The sequence below is a fragment of the Bryobacter aggregatus MPL3 genome, assembly GCF_000702445.1.
Taxonomy (GTDB): Bacteria; Acidobacteriota; Terriglobia; order Bryobacterales; family Bryobacteraceae; genus Bryobacter; species Bryobacter aggregatus.
The window spans coordinates 3219294-3233944 of record NZ_JNIF01000003.1 but is presented as its reverse complement, the minus strand read 5'-3'; the positions used below and the strand labels follow the sequence as shown (position 1 = coordinate 3233944).

Sequence of the window (14651 nt, the reverse complement as noted above, 5' to 3'; positions counted from 1 at the left end):
CGCATGTCAAAGTTTTTCATCCACCGCCCCATCGTGGCGATGGTGATCTCCATTGTGATGGTCATCGTCGGCACGGTCGCACTCCTCGGTCTCCCCACAGCGCAATTTCCTGACATCATTCCTCCAGAGATTCTCGTTAGTGCGGTCTATCCCGGCGCCGACGCAAAAACGCTGGAACAATCGGTCACAACGCCGCTCGAACAGCAAATCAGCGGCGTCGACAACATGGAGTACATGAGCTCCACCTCCGCCAACAATGGAGCAGCATCGATTACCGTAACCTTCGACATCAAGACCGATCCGAATATCGATCAAGTCTTAACCCAGTTACGCACCTCGCAAGCGGCTTCGCAGCTGCCGGCTGAAGTCAACACCTCTGGCCTCACAGTACAGAAGTCACTGAACTCACCACTGATGTTCGTGAGTATCTATTCGAGTGACAACTCTTTAGATGATGTCTTCTTGTCGAACTATGCCTACATCAACTTAGTCGACGAACTCACTCGCGTCCAGGGCGTCGCCCGTGTCCAGGCCTTCGGAGGCGGACAATATGCGATGCGCATCTGGATCAAGCCCGACCAGTTGGCCAAGCTCGGCGTCACGGTCCCCGATATCATCACCGCCGTCCAATCTCAAAACCGCGTCAACCCCGCCGGGCGCTTGGGCGGCCGTCCTGCACCAAAGGGACAAGAATTCACCTACACGGTCATGGCCCAAGGCCGCTTCAGTTCCCCAGAGGAGTTCGGCGGCATCATTATTCGCTCCAATCCGGACGGCTCAACGCTTCGTCTCAAAGACATCGCCCGCATCGAAATGGGCGCACAAAATTACGACACCATCAGCCGCTTCAACGGAAAGTCCACGTCAGGTCTGGCCATCTACCAGTTACCCGGTTCAAACGCCGTTGAAACAGCAAAGAATGTAACAGCACGCCTCGACGAATTAAAGAAGCGCTTCCCTAAAGGACTCGCGCTCGACATGACCTTGGACACCACCAAGGTCGTCACCCAAGGCATGAAGGAAATCACCGTAACATTGCTCGAAGCCTTGCTGCTCGTCGTACTGGTGGTTTATCTCTTCCTGCAAGGCTGGCGCGCCACCTTGATTCCGCTCCTTGCCGTTCCCGTGTCCTTGATCGGTACCTTCATGATCTTCCCCATGCTGGGCTTCTCGGTAAACACTCTGTCGCTCTTCGGCTTGGTGCTCGCCATCGGCCTCGTTGTAGACGACGCCATCGTCGTAGTGGAGGCGGTCGAACATCATATCGAGAAAGGCTTGTCTCCCAAAGATGCCTCGCTAAAGGCCATGGAGGAAGTATCTGGTCCGGTCATTGCGATCGCCCTGATTCTATCGGCGGTATTTATTCCGACCGCCTTTATCCCCGGCATCACAGGCCGCCTCTACCAGCAATTCGCCGTCACCATTGCGATCTCGGTCATCATCTCGGCCTTCAACGCCTTGTCGCTCAGCCCTGCGCTTTGCGCCCTGTTGCTGAAGCCGAAGAAGCCGTCGCGCGGCCCCTTGGCCCGCTTCTTCGATTGGTTCAATCGCGTCTTCGGCATCGCCACCAACGGCTATATCAACATGAGCGGCGCGATGATCCGCAAGTCGGTTCTCAGCCTGCTGTTCCTTGGCTTAGTTACGGTCACCGGCGTTGGTCTCGGCAGCCGGATCCCCAGTTCCTTCCTTCCGAATGAAGATCAAGGTTACTTACTCGTCGCCATGCGTCTTCCCGATGCAGCCTCCCTTGAGCGGACCGATGAAGCCGCACGCAAAATTGAACAGCGTGTCATGAAGATTCCTGGCGTTGCTAGCGTCTTCTCCGTCGTCGGTTTCGACTTACTCACCGGCATCCAAAATACTTATAATGGCATCTTCTGGGTGACGCTCAAAGACTGGAGCGAACGCAAGGCCGCGAACGAACAGTTCGAGGTGATCCAAGGCAACCTTGCAGCAGCCATCTCCACTGTACCCGACGCTTTTGCCTTCCCCATTACGCCTCCGGCCATTCCCGGCGTCGGCAGTTCCGGCGGCTTCACCTTCGTGCTGGAAGATCGTTCCGGCGGCAGCGCCGAGGAGTTCGGCAAGAACGTCTTCAAGTTTGCGGCAGAAGCGGCCAAACGCAAGGAACTGGTAGGCGTGAGCCCAGCCTTCCTGCCCACAGTGCCTCAGCTCTACGCGGACGTCGATCGAGAGAAGGCCGCGCGTCAAGGGGTCGCCATCAGCGACGTCTACAACACGCTCCAAACCTTCATGGGCGGCTACTTGGTCAATTACTTCAATCGCTTTGGCCGCCAATGGCAGGTCTATCTTGCAGCGGAAGGAGAGTATCGAGTCAAGCCAGAAGATATTGGCCAATTCTACGTACAGAACTCCGCCAAGACCATGGTTCCGCTCAGTACACTCACCCGGATCGAAAAGCGGAATGGTCCAGAGTTCAACTACCGCTATAACGAGTACCGCGCCACACAGATCTTCGGCGCCGCGGCTCCGGGCTTTAGTTCCGGACAAGCCATGGCTGCCTTGGAAGAAGTTTTCGCCCAAACGATGCCATCGCAAATGGCCTTCGACTACACCGGCATGTCTTATCAGGAAAAGAAAGCGGCCGACGGCATCCCGCCCTCCGCCATCTATGCCATGTCGATCTTATTTGTGTTCCTGATTCTGGCTGCTCAGTATGAAAGTTGGTCTTTGCCCTTTAGCGTGTTGTTAGTCACTCCAGTCGCCGTCCTGGGCGCTTATTTTGCACTCTGGATGCGCGGCTTTGAGAACAACGTCTACGCACAGATCGGTCTGGTCATGCTCATCGGAATGTCGGCAAAGAACGCAATTCTAATTGTCGAGTTCGCCAAGCTCGAATATGAGAAAGGTCGTCCGATTGCGGAAGCCGCACTCACTGCCGCACGGCTCCGTTTGCGCCCCATTCTAATGACGGCATTTGCCTTCATCCTAGGCTGCGTACCGCTCTGGACCGCCAGTGGCTCGGGTGCAATCTCCCGCCGTATCCTTGGCACCGTCGTCATCGGCGGCATGTTAGCAGCCACCATAATCGCTATTTTCTTGATTCCGGTAACCTTTGTGGTGGTCGAACGTTTCAGCGCGCTCTTCAGCCGGAAGAAATCCCTCGCCGCCTTAGAGAGTGAAGGAGAACCTGCATGAGGCATAAAGCACTGAGTCTCGCTCTGCTCGGCTTTGAGCTAAGTTGCACCATGGGGCCTAAGTACCAGCGCCCCAGCGTCCCTGCCCCACCTGCGTTCCGCGATACAGCAGTGGCAACGCCAAGCCCGGAATCCTTAGGCGATGCCAAATGGTGGACGGTGTTTGAAGATGAGGAATTACAAAAGCTCATCCGCACCGCGCTCGCTCAAAACTATGACGTCCGCATTGCCGCCTCCCGCATTGTCCAGGCACAAGCGCAGCTAGGCATCACGCGCGCCGACCAGTTTCCCAGCATTAGTGGCACCGGTGGCGCCAACCGCCAGCGCAACCCCAGTAACCCCGTCTTCCCGGCCTTTGAAGCCAACATGAGTCAGTTGGGCCTATCCTCCGTCTGGCAATTGGACTTCTGGGGCCGCTACCGCCGTGCCACCGAAGCTTCGCGGGCCACCTTGGCTGCAAGCGAATGGGGCCGTAAAGCCGTACTTGGAACTCTCGTTTCTAACGTTGCAACAGCTTACTTCCAGTTGCGCGAATTGGATTTGGAACTGGAGATCTCACGCCGCACTCTCGCAGCCCGCAACGAGTCTCTCACGCTTACCCGCACCATGGAGAGCGGTGGGGCGATATCACTCCTCGATGTCGCGCAAGCCGAGAAGTTAGTGGAGTTAGCTGCACGAAAGGTTCCCGATCTTGAAAGGAGAATTACCCAACAAGAGAACTTGATTCAGATCTTATTGGGTGAGAATCCAGGGCCCGTCGCACGCGGCAAGGCACTGGCCGCTCAGGTCATTCCGCCCGCGATTCCCGAAGGGCTTCCGTCGCAGTTACTGGAGCGCCGTCCCGACATCCGCCAGGCTGAACTCCAACTCGTTGCGGCCAACGCCAACGTTGGCGTAGCCAAGGCGATGTACTTCCCGCAGCTCAGCCTCACCGGCACAGCGGGCTTTCAGGCCTATTCCCTGACAGGTCTTTTCGATTCGAAGGTCTATAACATCGGCGCCGCCATGACGCAGCCGATTTTCGACTTCGGCAGGATCCGGAACAACGTTCGCCTGACAGAAGCACAGAAAGAAGAGATCTTGCTGACTTACTTACAAAATGTACAGCAGGCTTTTCGCGAAGTATCCGACGCGTTGATTGCCATTCGTAAGAACCGTGAATATCGCGAGCGCCAGCAAGCCCTGACGCTAGCCGCGCAATCGGCGGCCAAGCTCTCCGAGCTTCGCTATCGCGGCGGCGCCAGCAGCTACCTCGAAGTCCTGACCAGCGAGACAGATCTGCTCGATGCGGAAATCGACTTAGCCCAGGCACAACTCAATGAGCGTCTGGCGATCGTGCAAATCTACAACGCTCTTGGCGGTGGCTGGCAGCAGTAGGAAATTCAGTCCGGCATCTCACTGATGTCGCGCGGTTCCTCAACAGGCTGTACATTCATCGCATGCCGGAAGCGCGTCGAAGTCTCATAGGCTTTGACGCGCACCCGCATGATCGAACCAAGTGGCCGGTGCTCGGCAATGCAGTGCCAGGGATTGAAGCTCAGGCGGTCATCTCCATACACGCGGCGGACGGGACTATAGGCGTCCTGGGCCGGAATCGTGATCTTCCCCACCGCGAGATAAGGCGACAGCGATTCCGGCCACGCAATCGAAGCATCCTCAACCGGCATCTGCTCCAGATCCGTACAAAGCTGCACTCGAACCTCATACTCAGCACTTTGCATGCGAAAGAAGTCGACAACCAGATCGCGCAGAACAGAAGGATTTTCATCTGCATCCACCTCCTGCCCCGTTAACGCACGAACACCCTCCGACAACGGCGCGGCGCAGAGCTTGGCCACATAGTCTCCATAGCGAATCGCCGCCATGCTGTAGAAGGTCTCGCCAAGAATATGATGATTCGCTGGGCTCAGGCCATCGAGAGTGGAGTTCGGCCGCCCCAGCAACTTCAACGCCTCATTCGCACCGCGCGCCAGCGCTCCCGTCAGGCGCTTGACAAGATCAGGATCCTCGGCATGCTTCTCGAGAATCTGCTGCATCTTCCAATAGGTGCTGACCTCGCCAAACGGGATCACCGGCATGTTGACCAGCAGAAAGTCCTGTGTCGTTTCCGACTCGTGTCCCGCCAAGAGCTTCGCCCCCTCCACGCCCAAAAGCTTCACTGCCATCCCACGAGGCGACGAGATTCGATCATCCCGCAGATCTCCTGGCGCAGTCGATAGACGAATCATCACCGGGTAGCGGCGTGGCGAGCGAAAGACACCCTGCCGCAGCGGCTCAGCCAAGTTCTCATACACACTCAACTCCCCCTTCAGCACCCCATGGCTCTTCGCGTGTGCGTCGCGAACCGCGTGCCGGTACTTGTCGAAAGCACGTCGATTGACGGCCGCCATTGAGGCTACGATCTTCTCAGTCAGTTCGTCTTCGTCCGGCTGGCGAACTTCGATTGAGTCGGAATAGCGAACCAGAGTTTCAGGCACCATAAGAGATGTCCTCTTTCAAGATGGAGTGATGGCGTGATCATAGAGTAGATCAGCTTGTCCGGCGAAATCGTTACGGTCGTCTTCTTGGAAACTTGAGGCTATACACTGGTTCTGAATGAAAGTCCTGCGTCGCTCTGCTCTCGCCTTAGCGCTCTCGTCCAATCTGTTCTGGACAACTGCCCCTGCGGCAGCAAAGATCCTCTTCAAAGCCGATTTTGAAACCGGTGACCTGAGCCAATGGAGCCAAACCGGCACCCGTGGCCAGAATGCCACTGCAAGGAATATCGAGATCGTGACGGACATTGTTCGCGAAGGGAAATACGCCGCCAAGTTCACCATTCACGAAGATGACATCTTCAATCCCCAGCAATTGCGCGTACAAGTGGGAGGGCCAAGAGTCACGGTCGAGGAAGGCTCCGATACTTACATGTCCTTCTATCTCTATATGGCCGATCCCCCAAAGGACCGTGATAACTTCTTCTACTGGGAAGGCAATCCCCCGCCCCGCTATAACAACGTCATGACTTGGTGGGTGGAGCCCAAAGAAGGCGGCGGCACTCTCATTAAGTACGGAACCGGGAATCTCGGCCGCAATGGCACGGAATGGTCGGCAGACTTCAGCACAGGCAAATGGCATCATCTGGCGATGCACATTCGTTGGTCCGAGGACCCAAGCAAAGGCAACACGCGCCTTTGGTTCGATGGCGCGCTGGTGTTGGACAAGAAGCTGAAGACGAAAGGTCCGGAGTCTGTCTACTTCTGCCAGCCGGGCATCCATCGCAGCCCGCACCGCCCTTCCGTCGACAGCATCTACTTCGATAAGTTCATCCTCGCCGATACACTGGAGGAAGTAATGGCCACATCCTACTGACAGTAAGTGATCCCGGAGGGAAAAACATCTCACCGGTTGCAATGAAAAGATTTCCGAAATCAGTCCCTAATGCTTATCCTTGCGTTGAGGCCGGTACAGCTTCTGCCTCTCGTGGCACAGCGGCTTAAAGATACGTTCACTCAATTTGATCCTCTTGCGGAAAACAGCAGATCTACACTTAAGGTCAACTCCCACATAAACTCTGAAGATGCACCCAGCATCGCGGCTTAGCCTCGCCCTCTTCCTTGTGCCACTCAGCCTTCTGGCCCAGCAAGCGGCGACGTTTACAATCTCCGGGGACTGGACCCTCACCGTCACCCCACCGGCAGGATCGGCACAACAGATCCGTGTGCAGCCGCCCATCATGATGGACGTCCAGGCCGAGGCCTATTCGGCACTTCCCATATTTAATCCAAAGAACGGCGGATGGCTGCGCGGAGCACAGCTAAAGGGAGTCCGCGTGCAGGAGACCACCAGCCCGCACCTTCTCGACAAAGAGAGCTTTGTCCTCCGCTCCGGCCCCACCGCGAACGCCGCAGCGTTCACAAGAGGTGTCGACTACGAGATCGATCTTGACTGGGGCACCATCGGTCGTCTTGCGGGCGGGCACATTCTTCCGGACCAGACGGTCTATGCCAGTTATCGAAACGCTGAACTTCGCCTGGATGCGGTGCTGCTCGGCCCTGACGGTAAAGTGACCATCCGCACCGGGCAGCCCAAGGCGGCAGCGCCGCCGCTCCCGGCAATCCAACCCGGCGAGCGCCACCTTGGCAATGTCTATCTCCCAGGCTTCATCAGCAAGCTTGAGCCCGACCATCTCTTTCCGATTCTTGAGAAAAACTATCCCGAAACTCCCAGCCCCAAGAACCAAACCATCACAAACCTCAAGAAGCGTCTCGAAGCGGGACAGCCTCTGCGCATTCTGGCCTGGGGCGACAGCGTCACGGACGGATCCTATCTTTCTGATAGCAACACCCAACGCTGGCAGGAGCAATTTGCCACCCGGCTGCGCGAGCGATACCCCAAAGCCCGGATTGAGATGCGCACCCAAGCCTGGGGCGGCCGCAATACAAGAAGCTATCTCCAGGAACCTGCAGGCAGTCCGCACAATTACCAGGAGACCGTTCTGAATCTCAAGCCGGACCTGATCATTTCCGAGTTCGTCAACGATGCGGGTCTCGATCCAGCGCAGGTCGAGGAGCGCTATTCGAAACTGCTGACCGACTTCAAAGCGATCGGCGCCGAATGGGTCATACTCACACCCCACTATGTCCGTCCCGACTGGATGAACCTGACCCGCGAGCGCGACATCGACAAGGACCCGCGCCCCTATGTGGCTGGCCTGCGGCAATTCGCCGCCAAGCACGACGTTGCCCTCGCCGACGCCTCCTTGCGCTACGGCCGGCTGTGGCGTCAAGGCATTCCCTACAACACGTTGATGCTGAACGCCATCAATCACCCCAACGCGGACGGCATGCGGATCTTTGCCGATGCGCTGATGGCGCTATTTCAATAAGTCTCTATTACGGGGAACTCATTCCGTCGCTCACGCGTCTACCCGCCTCAGTGAAGCAGACCTGGCTAACTTCTGTCGCGCTGACCCTATGCGGGAGTGCAGCCGTCCTCGCACAGGACAGCTTCCAGGCCGGCTGGGATGCTGCTCGCTCCAAGCAAGCACCGGGCGTCGAGTTCATGCTCAGCACAGACAAATCAAAATACTATCTCGGCGAGGTCATTCCGCTCACGCTCTCCTTTCTCACTACGCAGGCCCAGACTTTCGCAACACTGCCAGCCCCGAGGACAAGCGGTCCGAGCCCTTGGGAAGCTCTAACGCTCGACCCAGACGATTCACAACCGGCTGCAAGGATGGTCCAGGGAGGATTCGCCGGCAGCGGCCCAATGGGAAATGTCCAGTTCCTCAGCCCAGAGCAACCCTCACAAAATACGGTCTTCCTCAATGATTGGTCCCCAATCCACAAACCAGGAACTTACCGCATTTATCTGGTCAGCAGGCGGATCAGTCAACTGACGGAGCCGGGACTGCCCGCAATGGAGTTGCGGAACTCGAACAACAGAACTCCGTTGGAGCTGGCCTCGAATATCATCCAGATCGAGATTGTGCAGCCACCTCCGCAGTGGGTCGCCGAACGCATCCGGGAGGCTACAGCGACGCTCGATGCTCCGCCCCAGCAAGACCCTGAAATGCAGAGCCACGCATTCCAGATCCTCCGCTTCCTGGACACCCCCGAATCTGCAAGCGCCCTAATCACGCACATCCCGGAGGAGTACACAGCCGAAACCTATCCCGTCACGCAAGCGATCCTGAACTCAGCCCACTGGGAGCAGGTATTGCCGCAGATGCAACAACAGCTGAATGCCCCCAGACAGCCGATCAACGAAACTTTTCTCAAGACCCTCACGGAACTGAGCCTCCGCAAGAAACTTGGCCGACTGACGCCGCCGGAATCCCAAACTCCCGAGGCGCAGCTACGCTGGCAGAATGTGGCCACCCAGAGAGCACATCAGTTCGAGGAACAACAAGCCAGCCTCGCCTCGCAATTACTGGCGGCACTCCCCAAGAAGACGCCCGAAGCCCGTTCGCAATCGCGCGAAACCCTCATTCGATTGGCCGTTTCTTCTGCCACAACCCCGCCCTGGGCTGATGCATTCCTCGCCGAGATGATCGCCGATTTTCATTCCTTAACAACAAGGCAGCAAGAAGACTTACTCAGCTCACGCTGGTATCTGGTTCGCAGAGCAAAGATCCTCCCAATCCTCCTCGAATACTACGCAAGCCCACCCAATTCGCCATCGCGATCGATCATCGACCTGGTCGTCCAGCGCATCTACGAACTCGCGCCCGATCAGGGACGCCAGATCATCCTCAAAGAGCTCCACAAGCAGGAGGATCAATTGCTCGGTCTCTCCACAGTGATGATGCTCCCCGATCCTGTCCTTCCGGAGTTGCACGAGGTGTTTCTCGCGCAGATGGCGCGTGGCGGCTCCCCACCCGGGCATCTGATCACCCGCTATGCCAATGGCGATATCCTTCCAGCAGTCAAAGCCCGCTTCCTGGCTTTTGTAGCAGAACTCGATCGGCAAAAACTCCCCCACTGTACCCACCCGCTCATTTTCTACTTCCTCAAGTACGACCCGGACTTCGGTCGCCAGCAACTCATCCAATCCTTCGCCTCGTGTAACTACCAGAGCATCGTAAACGGCATCGACCCACTGGGCCGCTACGCCATGAGCTCCGCGCTCGAAAGCATCGCCATCGAACAGCTTCCCAGCGGCATCGTGGGCATCAAGCGAGGAGCGGCAGAGTTGCTCGGCCGCTATGGATCGAAGGCCGCGCAGAAGCCGCTCTGGGACACCATAGAATACTTTCGCAACTGGTGGAAAGACCGTGAGGCAGATCTACAAACACCAATCGGCGAAGAGTCCCGCATCTTGGAACGAACCTTGGCCTCGGCCCTGGGACAAGCGCAAAACTGGGTACTCGATTCGCGCGGCCTCGATCGCTTGCACTCCTTATGCAGCAGCAAAGAGTGCCGCGCCTTCGTACAGGACTGGATTCATAAAACAAACGGGGCAATTGCGATCAATTACAGCGACATCCCTCCCCAGCCCGCTTTCTTTGTCGCCCAATATTCCGTGCGCGGCACAGCCGCCCTCCAAGAGAAACTCTCGCAATTCCCCGCTGGCAGCCGCTTCCGGATCGAAGACACTCCCTCCGATCGCACGGCCCATCTCCGTGCTGCCGTCGAATCCGCCCTCCGCGCCGCTGGCCATCGTCTCGAGCCATAGAGCAAGGTCACCTAGCTGCGCAACGCAGCCACCGGATCCACTCTCGCCACCTTTCTCGCAGGCAAGTAGCTCGCCAGCGATGCCACCAGAATCAGACTGGCTGACACCACCACATAGGTCAACGGATCGGCCGGGCTCACCTCATAAAGCAGCGACTGCATCATACGCGTCAGCCCCAGCGCAGCAGCCAATCCACAAGCCGCGCCAATGCCGGACAATCGCAAGCCATACCAGACAAACATTCCAGCCAGACTTTGCACAGGCGCACCCAGCGACAGGCGGATTCCGATCTCCCGGGTCCGCTGCGAAACCGCATAAGCGATGACACCGTAGAGACCGATCACTCCCAGAAACAAGCCCATGCCACCCGCAATCGCCAGCAGCACAAGAGTGAACGAAGTGCGAGAAAGCGAGCGGTTGTATACCGTCTCAAGAGTCTTGATATCGGCAAGAGGCAACAGCGGGTTCACCGCGGCAACAGCATGTTGCAGTTGTTGCCGCAGCGCCTCCGATCCGGCACGTGGACTGCGGACAACGATCGCAATGCTACGGACGGCAGAGACCGGAGAGGCTTCAAAATTCTGCTGCAACAAGGGCCAGTACACAATACCGGGAGCCTTCTGCGCCACACCGTTATCGTGCAGGTCCGCCACCACTCCGATCACTTCCCGCCAATCGTCCTTCGTTGTCGAACGAATGCGCTTGCCAATCGCCGCGCGTGCATCGCCCCAAGTTTCACGGGCCAGATTCTCCGACACAATGGCGACCGGCGACTTCTGATAGATCTCCGTCCAACGCAGATCGCGGCCCGCTAGCAAGCGCGCACCGGTCACTGCAAAGTATCCCGGTGAGATGAACTTATAGCGGCGAATCGGCGGAAGCCCCTCCGTCTTCGTCTCGGCATAGACAGGATCATTCGAGCCTCCCTCCATCGGCAGGTGATTGGCAATCGCCACACCGGACACAGCATCGATCTTCTCGATGTTGCGCAGAATCGCCTCTTCCATGCGAATCGCACGCTCCGGATCGGGCACCTGTTGCTCGGGAATCGAGATGCGCAAGCTCTCCACCTGTTGTGCACCGGAGAAACCGGGCTCGACGCGGCGCAGCGCCTGAAAGCTGCGGATCATCAATCCAGAAGCGACAAGGAGCACCACCGTCAGCGCCACCTGTACCACCACCAATGTGTTGCGCGCGCGATGCCGCTCCTTGGTCAGGCTCAGCGAGCGGCCTTCGCTGCGCAACGCGCTGCCGACTTCAGGCCGGCCATACTTGACAACAAGAATCAGCGCGAAAAGCAGGCCCACGAGGAGAGAAATGCAGAGGGTGAAAGTCAGAACAAGCGGATCGATCGCGATCTCCTGAATGCGAGGCAGCCTGGTGAATGCCGACGCGGCCAGCAACTGCAAGGCAGCAGCGGCCAGCCCCAGACCAAGAGCCCCACCACTTAGCGCAAGGACTAAGTTCTCAAGCAGCAGTTCCCGCGCCAGGCGCGGCCAGGAAGCGCCCAGTGCGGCCCGCACGGCAAGCTCCTGACGGCGCGCATCGGCGCGCACCAGCAGCAAGTTCACCACATTGGCTCCCGCAATCAGCAAGACAATCCCGACAGTGCCCATCAGAACCCAGAGCGTGTTTCCAATGTCGCCAATCCAGGCATCCTTCAGCAGCACAACGCGCGGAGCGATGCGCGCCGCTTGAAAGGTGTCCTTGCTGAAACCGGCATTCATCGGAAATTTTTGCGGCGCAAGCTGCAGCATATGCGCAACATCCGTGTTCGCATCGGCGAGACTTTGGCCCGGCTTGAGCCTCGCCAGACCTTGGCAACAAAAACTGATCAGGCCTACATTCGCTCGAAGAAAGCGGAGTGGCCGCAGCAGCGAGACATGGCGATCCAGAAACTGAAAGGAGGGCGGCAACACACCCACCACCTCATGCGCCTGCCCATCCAGCAGAATCCGGCGGCCCAGCACCGCACGATCTCCACCAAAGCGAGACCGCCAATAGCCATCGGAGAGCATCACCACACGCTCCCTGGCAGGATTGCCGTCCGTGGCGTGAAAGGAGCGACCCAACGCAGGAGCGATCGTCAGCGCCGGCAGAAAACGATCCGTCACCGACAGCGCCGGCACTTCCTCCGCTTCTCCAACACCGGTAACACTCACCGTATCGCTCAACCACATCGACACATCCTGAAAGGTCCGGCTCTCTTCGCCGTAAGTGAAATACAGTGAGGCCGCCATGTTCAAGTCTTCGATTTTGATTCCCGGCGCGGTATGCCGTAACACGATCAACTGCTCGGAATGGCGATAGGGCAGCGGCTTCCAAAGAACACCCTGCATCACACTGAAGATCGCCGTACTCGCGCCAATGCCCAGCGCCAGCGTCAAAATGCTCACTGCGGAAAAGCCCGGGCTCGCGCACAAACGGCGCACGGCAAAACGCAGATCAGAGAACAGCGTCTCGATCGCGTTCTCCCAACCATAGGAAGCGATTTGTTCGCGAGCCACCGTCACGTTGCCCATTTCGAGATGCGCAGCGCGACGCGCCTCTTCAAGAGAGAGTCCTTTCGCCAGATGAGCCGCAGTCGCCTGCTCAAGAAAACTTTCCACCTCATCAGCGATATCCCGGTCGGCAGGACGGCGATTCGCCAACCGTTGCAGCCCTCGCAGAATCTGGCGCCAGAGCAGCATAAGCTTATGCCTCAGCCTTCAGTAACCTGGCGATCGCCCCAGCACGGCGCGACCAATCGGCAGTCTCAATTTCCAGTTGCTTCTTCCCTGCCCGCGTCAGGCTGTAGAGCTTGGCGCGCCGGGCATTCTCTGTAACTACCCACTCCGCATCCAGCCAGCCACTGCGCTCCAGGCGCTGCAACGCGGTCAACAGTGAGCCGGGATTCATCTTGAAGACACCACGCGAGATCTGCTCAATGCGGCGGGAAATACCAAAGCCATGCATCGGCTCGAGACTAAGCGTCTTGAGAATCAACATGTCGAGAGTGCCCTGAATCAGGTCGGTGTTTGGTTCATCCATATGCAAGTTGAGTCCAGAATAGATCCATTCCATATGACTGTCAAGATGTGACCATCATGGTCAGATCACGGCAAACTCCGGTTGCGATACACTTTTCCGCGAGGTCTTTATGCGTTTCGATCGTCTTGTTGCTGTACTTCTGCTGGCCTGTCTGGGCCTGTCTGCCGCCGTGCCCGAGGGCAAGGCCGATGAGCTTGGCTTCTCCAAAGAGCGGCTCACCCGCATCCACCAAACCATCCAGCAGCACATCGATTCGAAACAGATCGCGGGCGCCGTCACACTGGTGGCCCGCAAGGGCAAGATCGCGAACTTTGAAGCTCACGGCGCTTTTGACCTTGAGTCCAACAAGCCGATGGCGAAGAATTCCGTCTTCCGCATCTGGTCGATGTCCAAGCCCGTAGCCGGCGTCGCCATTCTGATGCTCCTCGAAGAGGGCAAGCTCCGCCTCAACGATCCAGTCTCGAAGTTCATCCCCGAGTTCAAAAACATGAAGGTGAAGAGCAGCATTGCCTTGACCCGTGAGATCAACGTGCAGGACCTGCTCACCCACGTTTCGGGACTCGGAAGCGATCCAGCCACCAGCGTCCAGGGCGCAATCAGTCTTCGCCAAGGCGAAGAGGGCCTCAACACCTACATTCCGAAGTTCGGCGCGACGCCGCTCGCCTTTCAGCCCGGTTCCCAATGGGCTTACAGTCCCCTGATGGCCTTCGACACTCTCGGCCGCATCGTCGAAGTTGCTTCGGGTCTCGACTTCAATCAGTTCCTCAAGACCCGCCTCTTTGAGCCGCTCGGCATGAAGGACACCTTCTTCCATCCCGGCGATCAGGGCTGGCCGCGCGTCGTCACCGCCTATCACCGCAAGGACAACCAACTCGAGAAGACTGCCAACCCGAACTGGATCGCCAGCAAGACTTACTTCTCCGGCGCCGGCGGCCTGATGTCCACCGCCGAAGACTATCTGCAATTCGCCGAAATGTTGCTCGAAGGGGGCAAGCTCAACGGCAAGCGAATCCTCAGCCCCAAGACCGTCGATCTGATGGCCTCGGTCTTTGTGCCCGACACGCTGCCAGGCCGCGCGCCGGGCCGCGGCTTCGGCCTGAGCGTGCAAGTGGTCAGCGATCCGGTGGCTGCCGGAATGCGCGTCTCAAAAGGCAGCTACGGTTGGGACGGAGCCTACGGGACTCACTTCTGGATCGACCCGGTAGAGAAGATCGTCGGCATCCTCATGATCCAGACCGACAACCCGAATCGCCAACTGGATCGCGACTTTGAAAATGCCGTGATGCAGGCAATCGTCGATTAACG

The 14651-nt window shown here is 57.9% G+C and carries 9 protein-coding genes; 6 read left to right on the top strand and 3 right to left on the bottom strand.

Translation table 11 applies throughout. The features are described 5' to 3' along the window. Positions 1–3: 3 nt before the first annotated feature. Positions 4–3159: an efflux RND transporter permease subunit gene (locus tag M017_RS0115055; protein WP_031498949.1), complete on the top strand. Its 3156-nt coding sequence runs from the start codon at positions 4–6 to the stop codon at positions 3157–3159. Then, positions 3156–4535, top strand: a complete 1380-nt coding sequence (locus M017_RS0115050; protein ID WP_031498948.1) for an efflux transporter outer membrane subunit — start codon at positions 3156–3158, stop codon at positions 4533–4535. The genes M017_RS0115055 and M017_RS0115050 overlap by 4 nt, the downstream gene beginning before the upstream one ends. A gap of 5 nt (positions 4536–4540) precedes the next feature. On the opposite strand, the gene M017_RS0115045 is transcribed toward M017_RS0115050, so the two are convergent. Then, a complete protein-coding gene (locus tag M017_RS0115045; protein WP_155121428.1) occupies positions 4541–5638 on the bottom strand; it encodes a catalase family protein in 1098 nt (365 codons plus the stop codon). A 115-nt stretch (positions 5639–5753) separates the two neighbouring features. On the opposite strand from M017_RS0115045, the gene M017_RS0115040 reads away from it, so the two are divergent. The 3 genes from M017_RS0115040 to M017_RS0115030 all read left to right on the top strand — a co-directional run bounded on the left by M017_RS0115040 (position 5754) and on the right by M017_RS0115030 (position 10316). Further along, on the top strand, positions 5754–6509 hold the full coding sequence (locus tag M017_RS0115040; RefSeq protein ID WP_031498946.1) for a heparin lyase I family protein: 756 nt from the start codon (positions 5754–5756) through the stop codon (positions 6507–6509). Between the two features lie 208 nt (positions 6510–6717). After that, positions 6718–8025: an SGNH/GDSL hydrolase family protein gene (locus tag M017_RS0115035; RefSeq protein ID WP_031498944.1), complete on the top strand. Its 1308-nt coding sequence runs from the start codon at positions 6718–6720 to the stop codon at positions 8023–8025. A 50-nt stretch (positions 8026–8075) separates the two neighbouring features. Continuing rightward, positions 8076–10316: a hypothetical protein gene (locus tag M017_RS0115030; protein ID WP_031498943.1), complete on the top strand. Its 2241-nt coding sequence runs from the start codon at positions 8076–8078 to the stop codon at positions 10314–10316. 11 nt (positions 10317–10327) lie between these two features. On the opposite strand, the gene M017_RS0115025 is transcribed toward M017_RS0115030, so the two are convergent. Beyond that, positions 10328–13006, bottom strand: a complete 2679-nt coding sequence (locus M017_RS0115025) for an ABC transporter permease (RefSeq protein WP_080507803.1) — start codon at positions 13004–13006, stop codon at positions 10328–10330. 4 nt (positions 13007–13010) lie between these two features. Further along, positions 13011–13346, bottom strand: a complete 336-nt coding sequence (locus M017_RS0115020) for a PadR family transcriptional regulator (protein ID WP_031498941.1) — start codon at positions 13344–13346, stop codon at positions 13011–13013. Positions 13347–13455: 109 nt separating this feature from the next. On the opposite strand from M017_RS0115020, the gene M017_RS0115015 reads away from it, so the two are divergent. Further along, the gene (locus M017_RS0115015; protein WP_051670139.1) at positions 13456–14649 is read left to right on the top strand and encodes a serine hydrolase domain-containing protein; all 1194 of its coding nucleotides are present in this window, start codon (positions 13456–13458) and stop codon (positions 14647–14649) included. The last annotated feature ends 2 nt before the right edge of the window (positions 14650–14651 follow it).

Excerpts from the sequence above, each read along its gene's own strand:
- M017_RS0115055 (WP_031498949.1), top strand. The coding sequence starts at position 4 with ATGTCAAAGTTTTTCATCCACCGCCCCATCGTGGCGATGGTGATCTCC.
- M017_RS0115050 (WP_031498948.1), top strand. The coding sequence starts at position 3,156 with ATGAGGCATAAAGCACTGAGTCTCGCTCTGCTCGGCTTTGAGCTAAGT.
- M017_RS0115045 (WP_155121428.1), bottom strand. The coding sequence starts at position 5,638 with ATGGTGCCTGAAACTCTGGTTCGCTATTCCGACTCAATCGAAGTTCGC.
- M017_RS0115040 (WP_031498946.1), top strand. The coding sequence starts at position 5,754 with ATGAAAGTCCTGCGTCGCTCTGCTCTCGCCTTAGCGCTCTCGTCCAAT.
- M017_RS0115035 (WP_031498944.1), top strand. The coding sequence starts at position 6,718 with ATGCACCCAGCATCGCGGCTTAGCCTCGCCCTCTTCCTTGTGCCACTC.
- M017_RS0115025 (WP_080507803.1), bottom strand. The coding sequence starts at position 13,006 with ATGCTGCTCTGGCGCCAGATTCTGCGAGGGCTGCAACGGTTGGCGAAT.
- M017_RS0115020 (WP_031498941.1), bottom strand. The coding sequence starts at position 13,346 with ATGGATGAACCAAACACCGACCTGATTCAGGGCACTCTCGACATGTTG.
- M017_RS0115015 (WP_051670139.1), top strand. The coding sequence starts at position 13,456 with ATGCGTTTCGATCGTCTTGTTGCTGTACTTCTGCTGGCCTGTCTGGGC.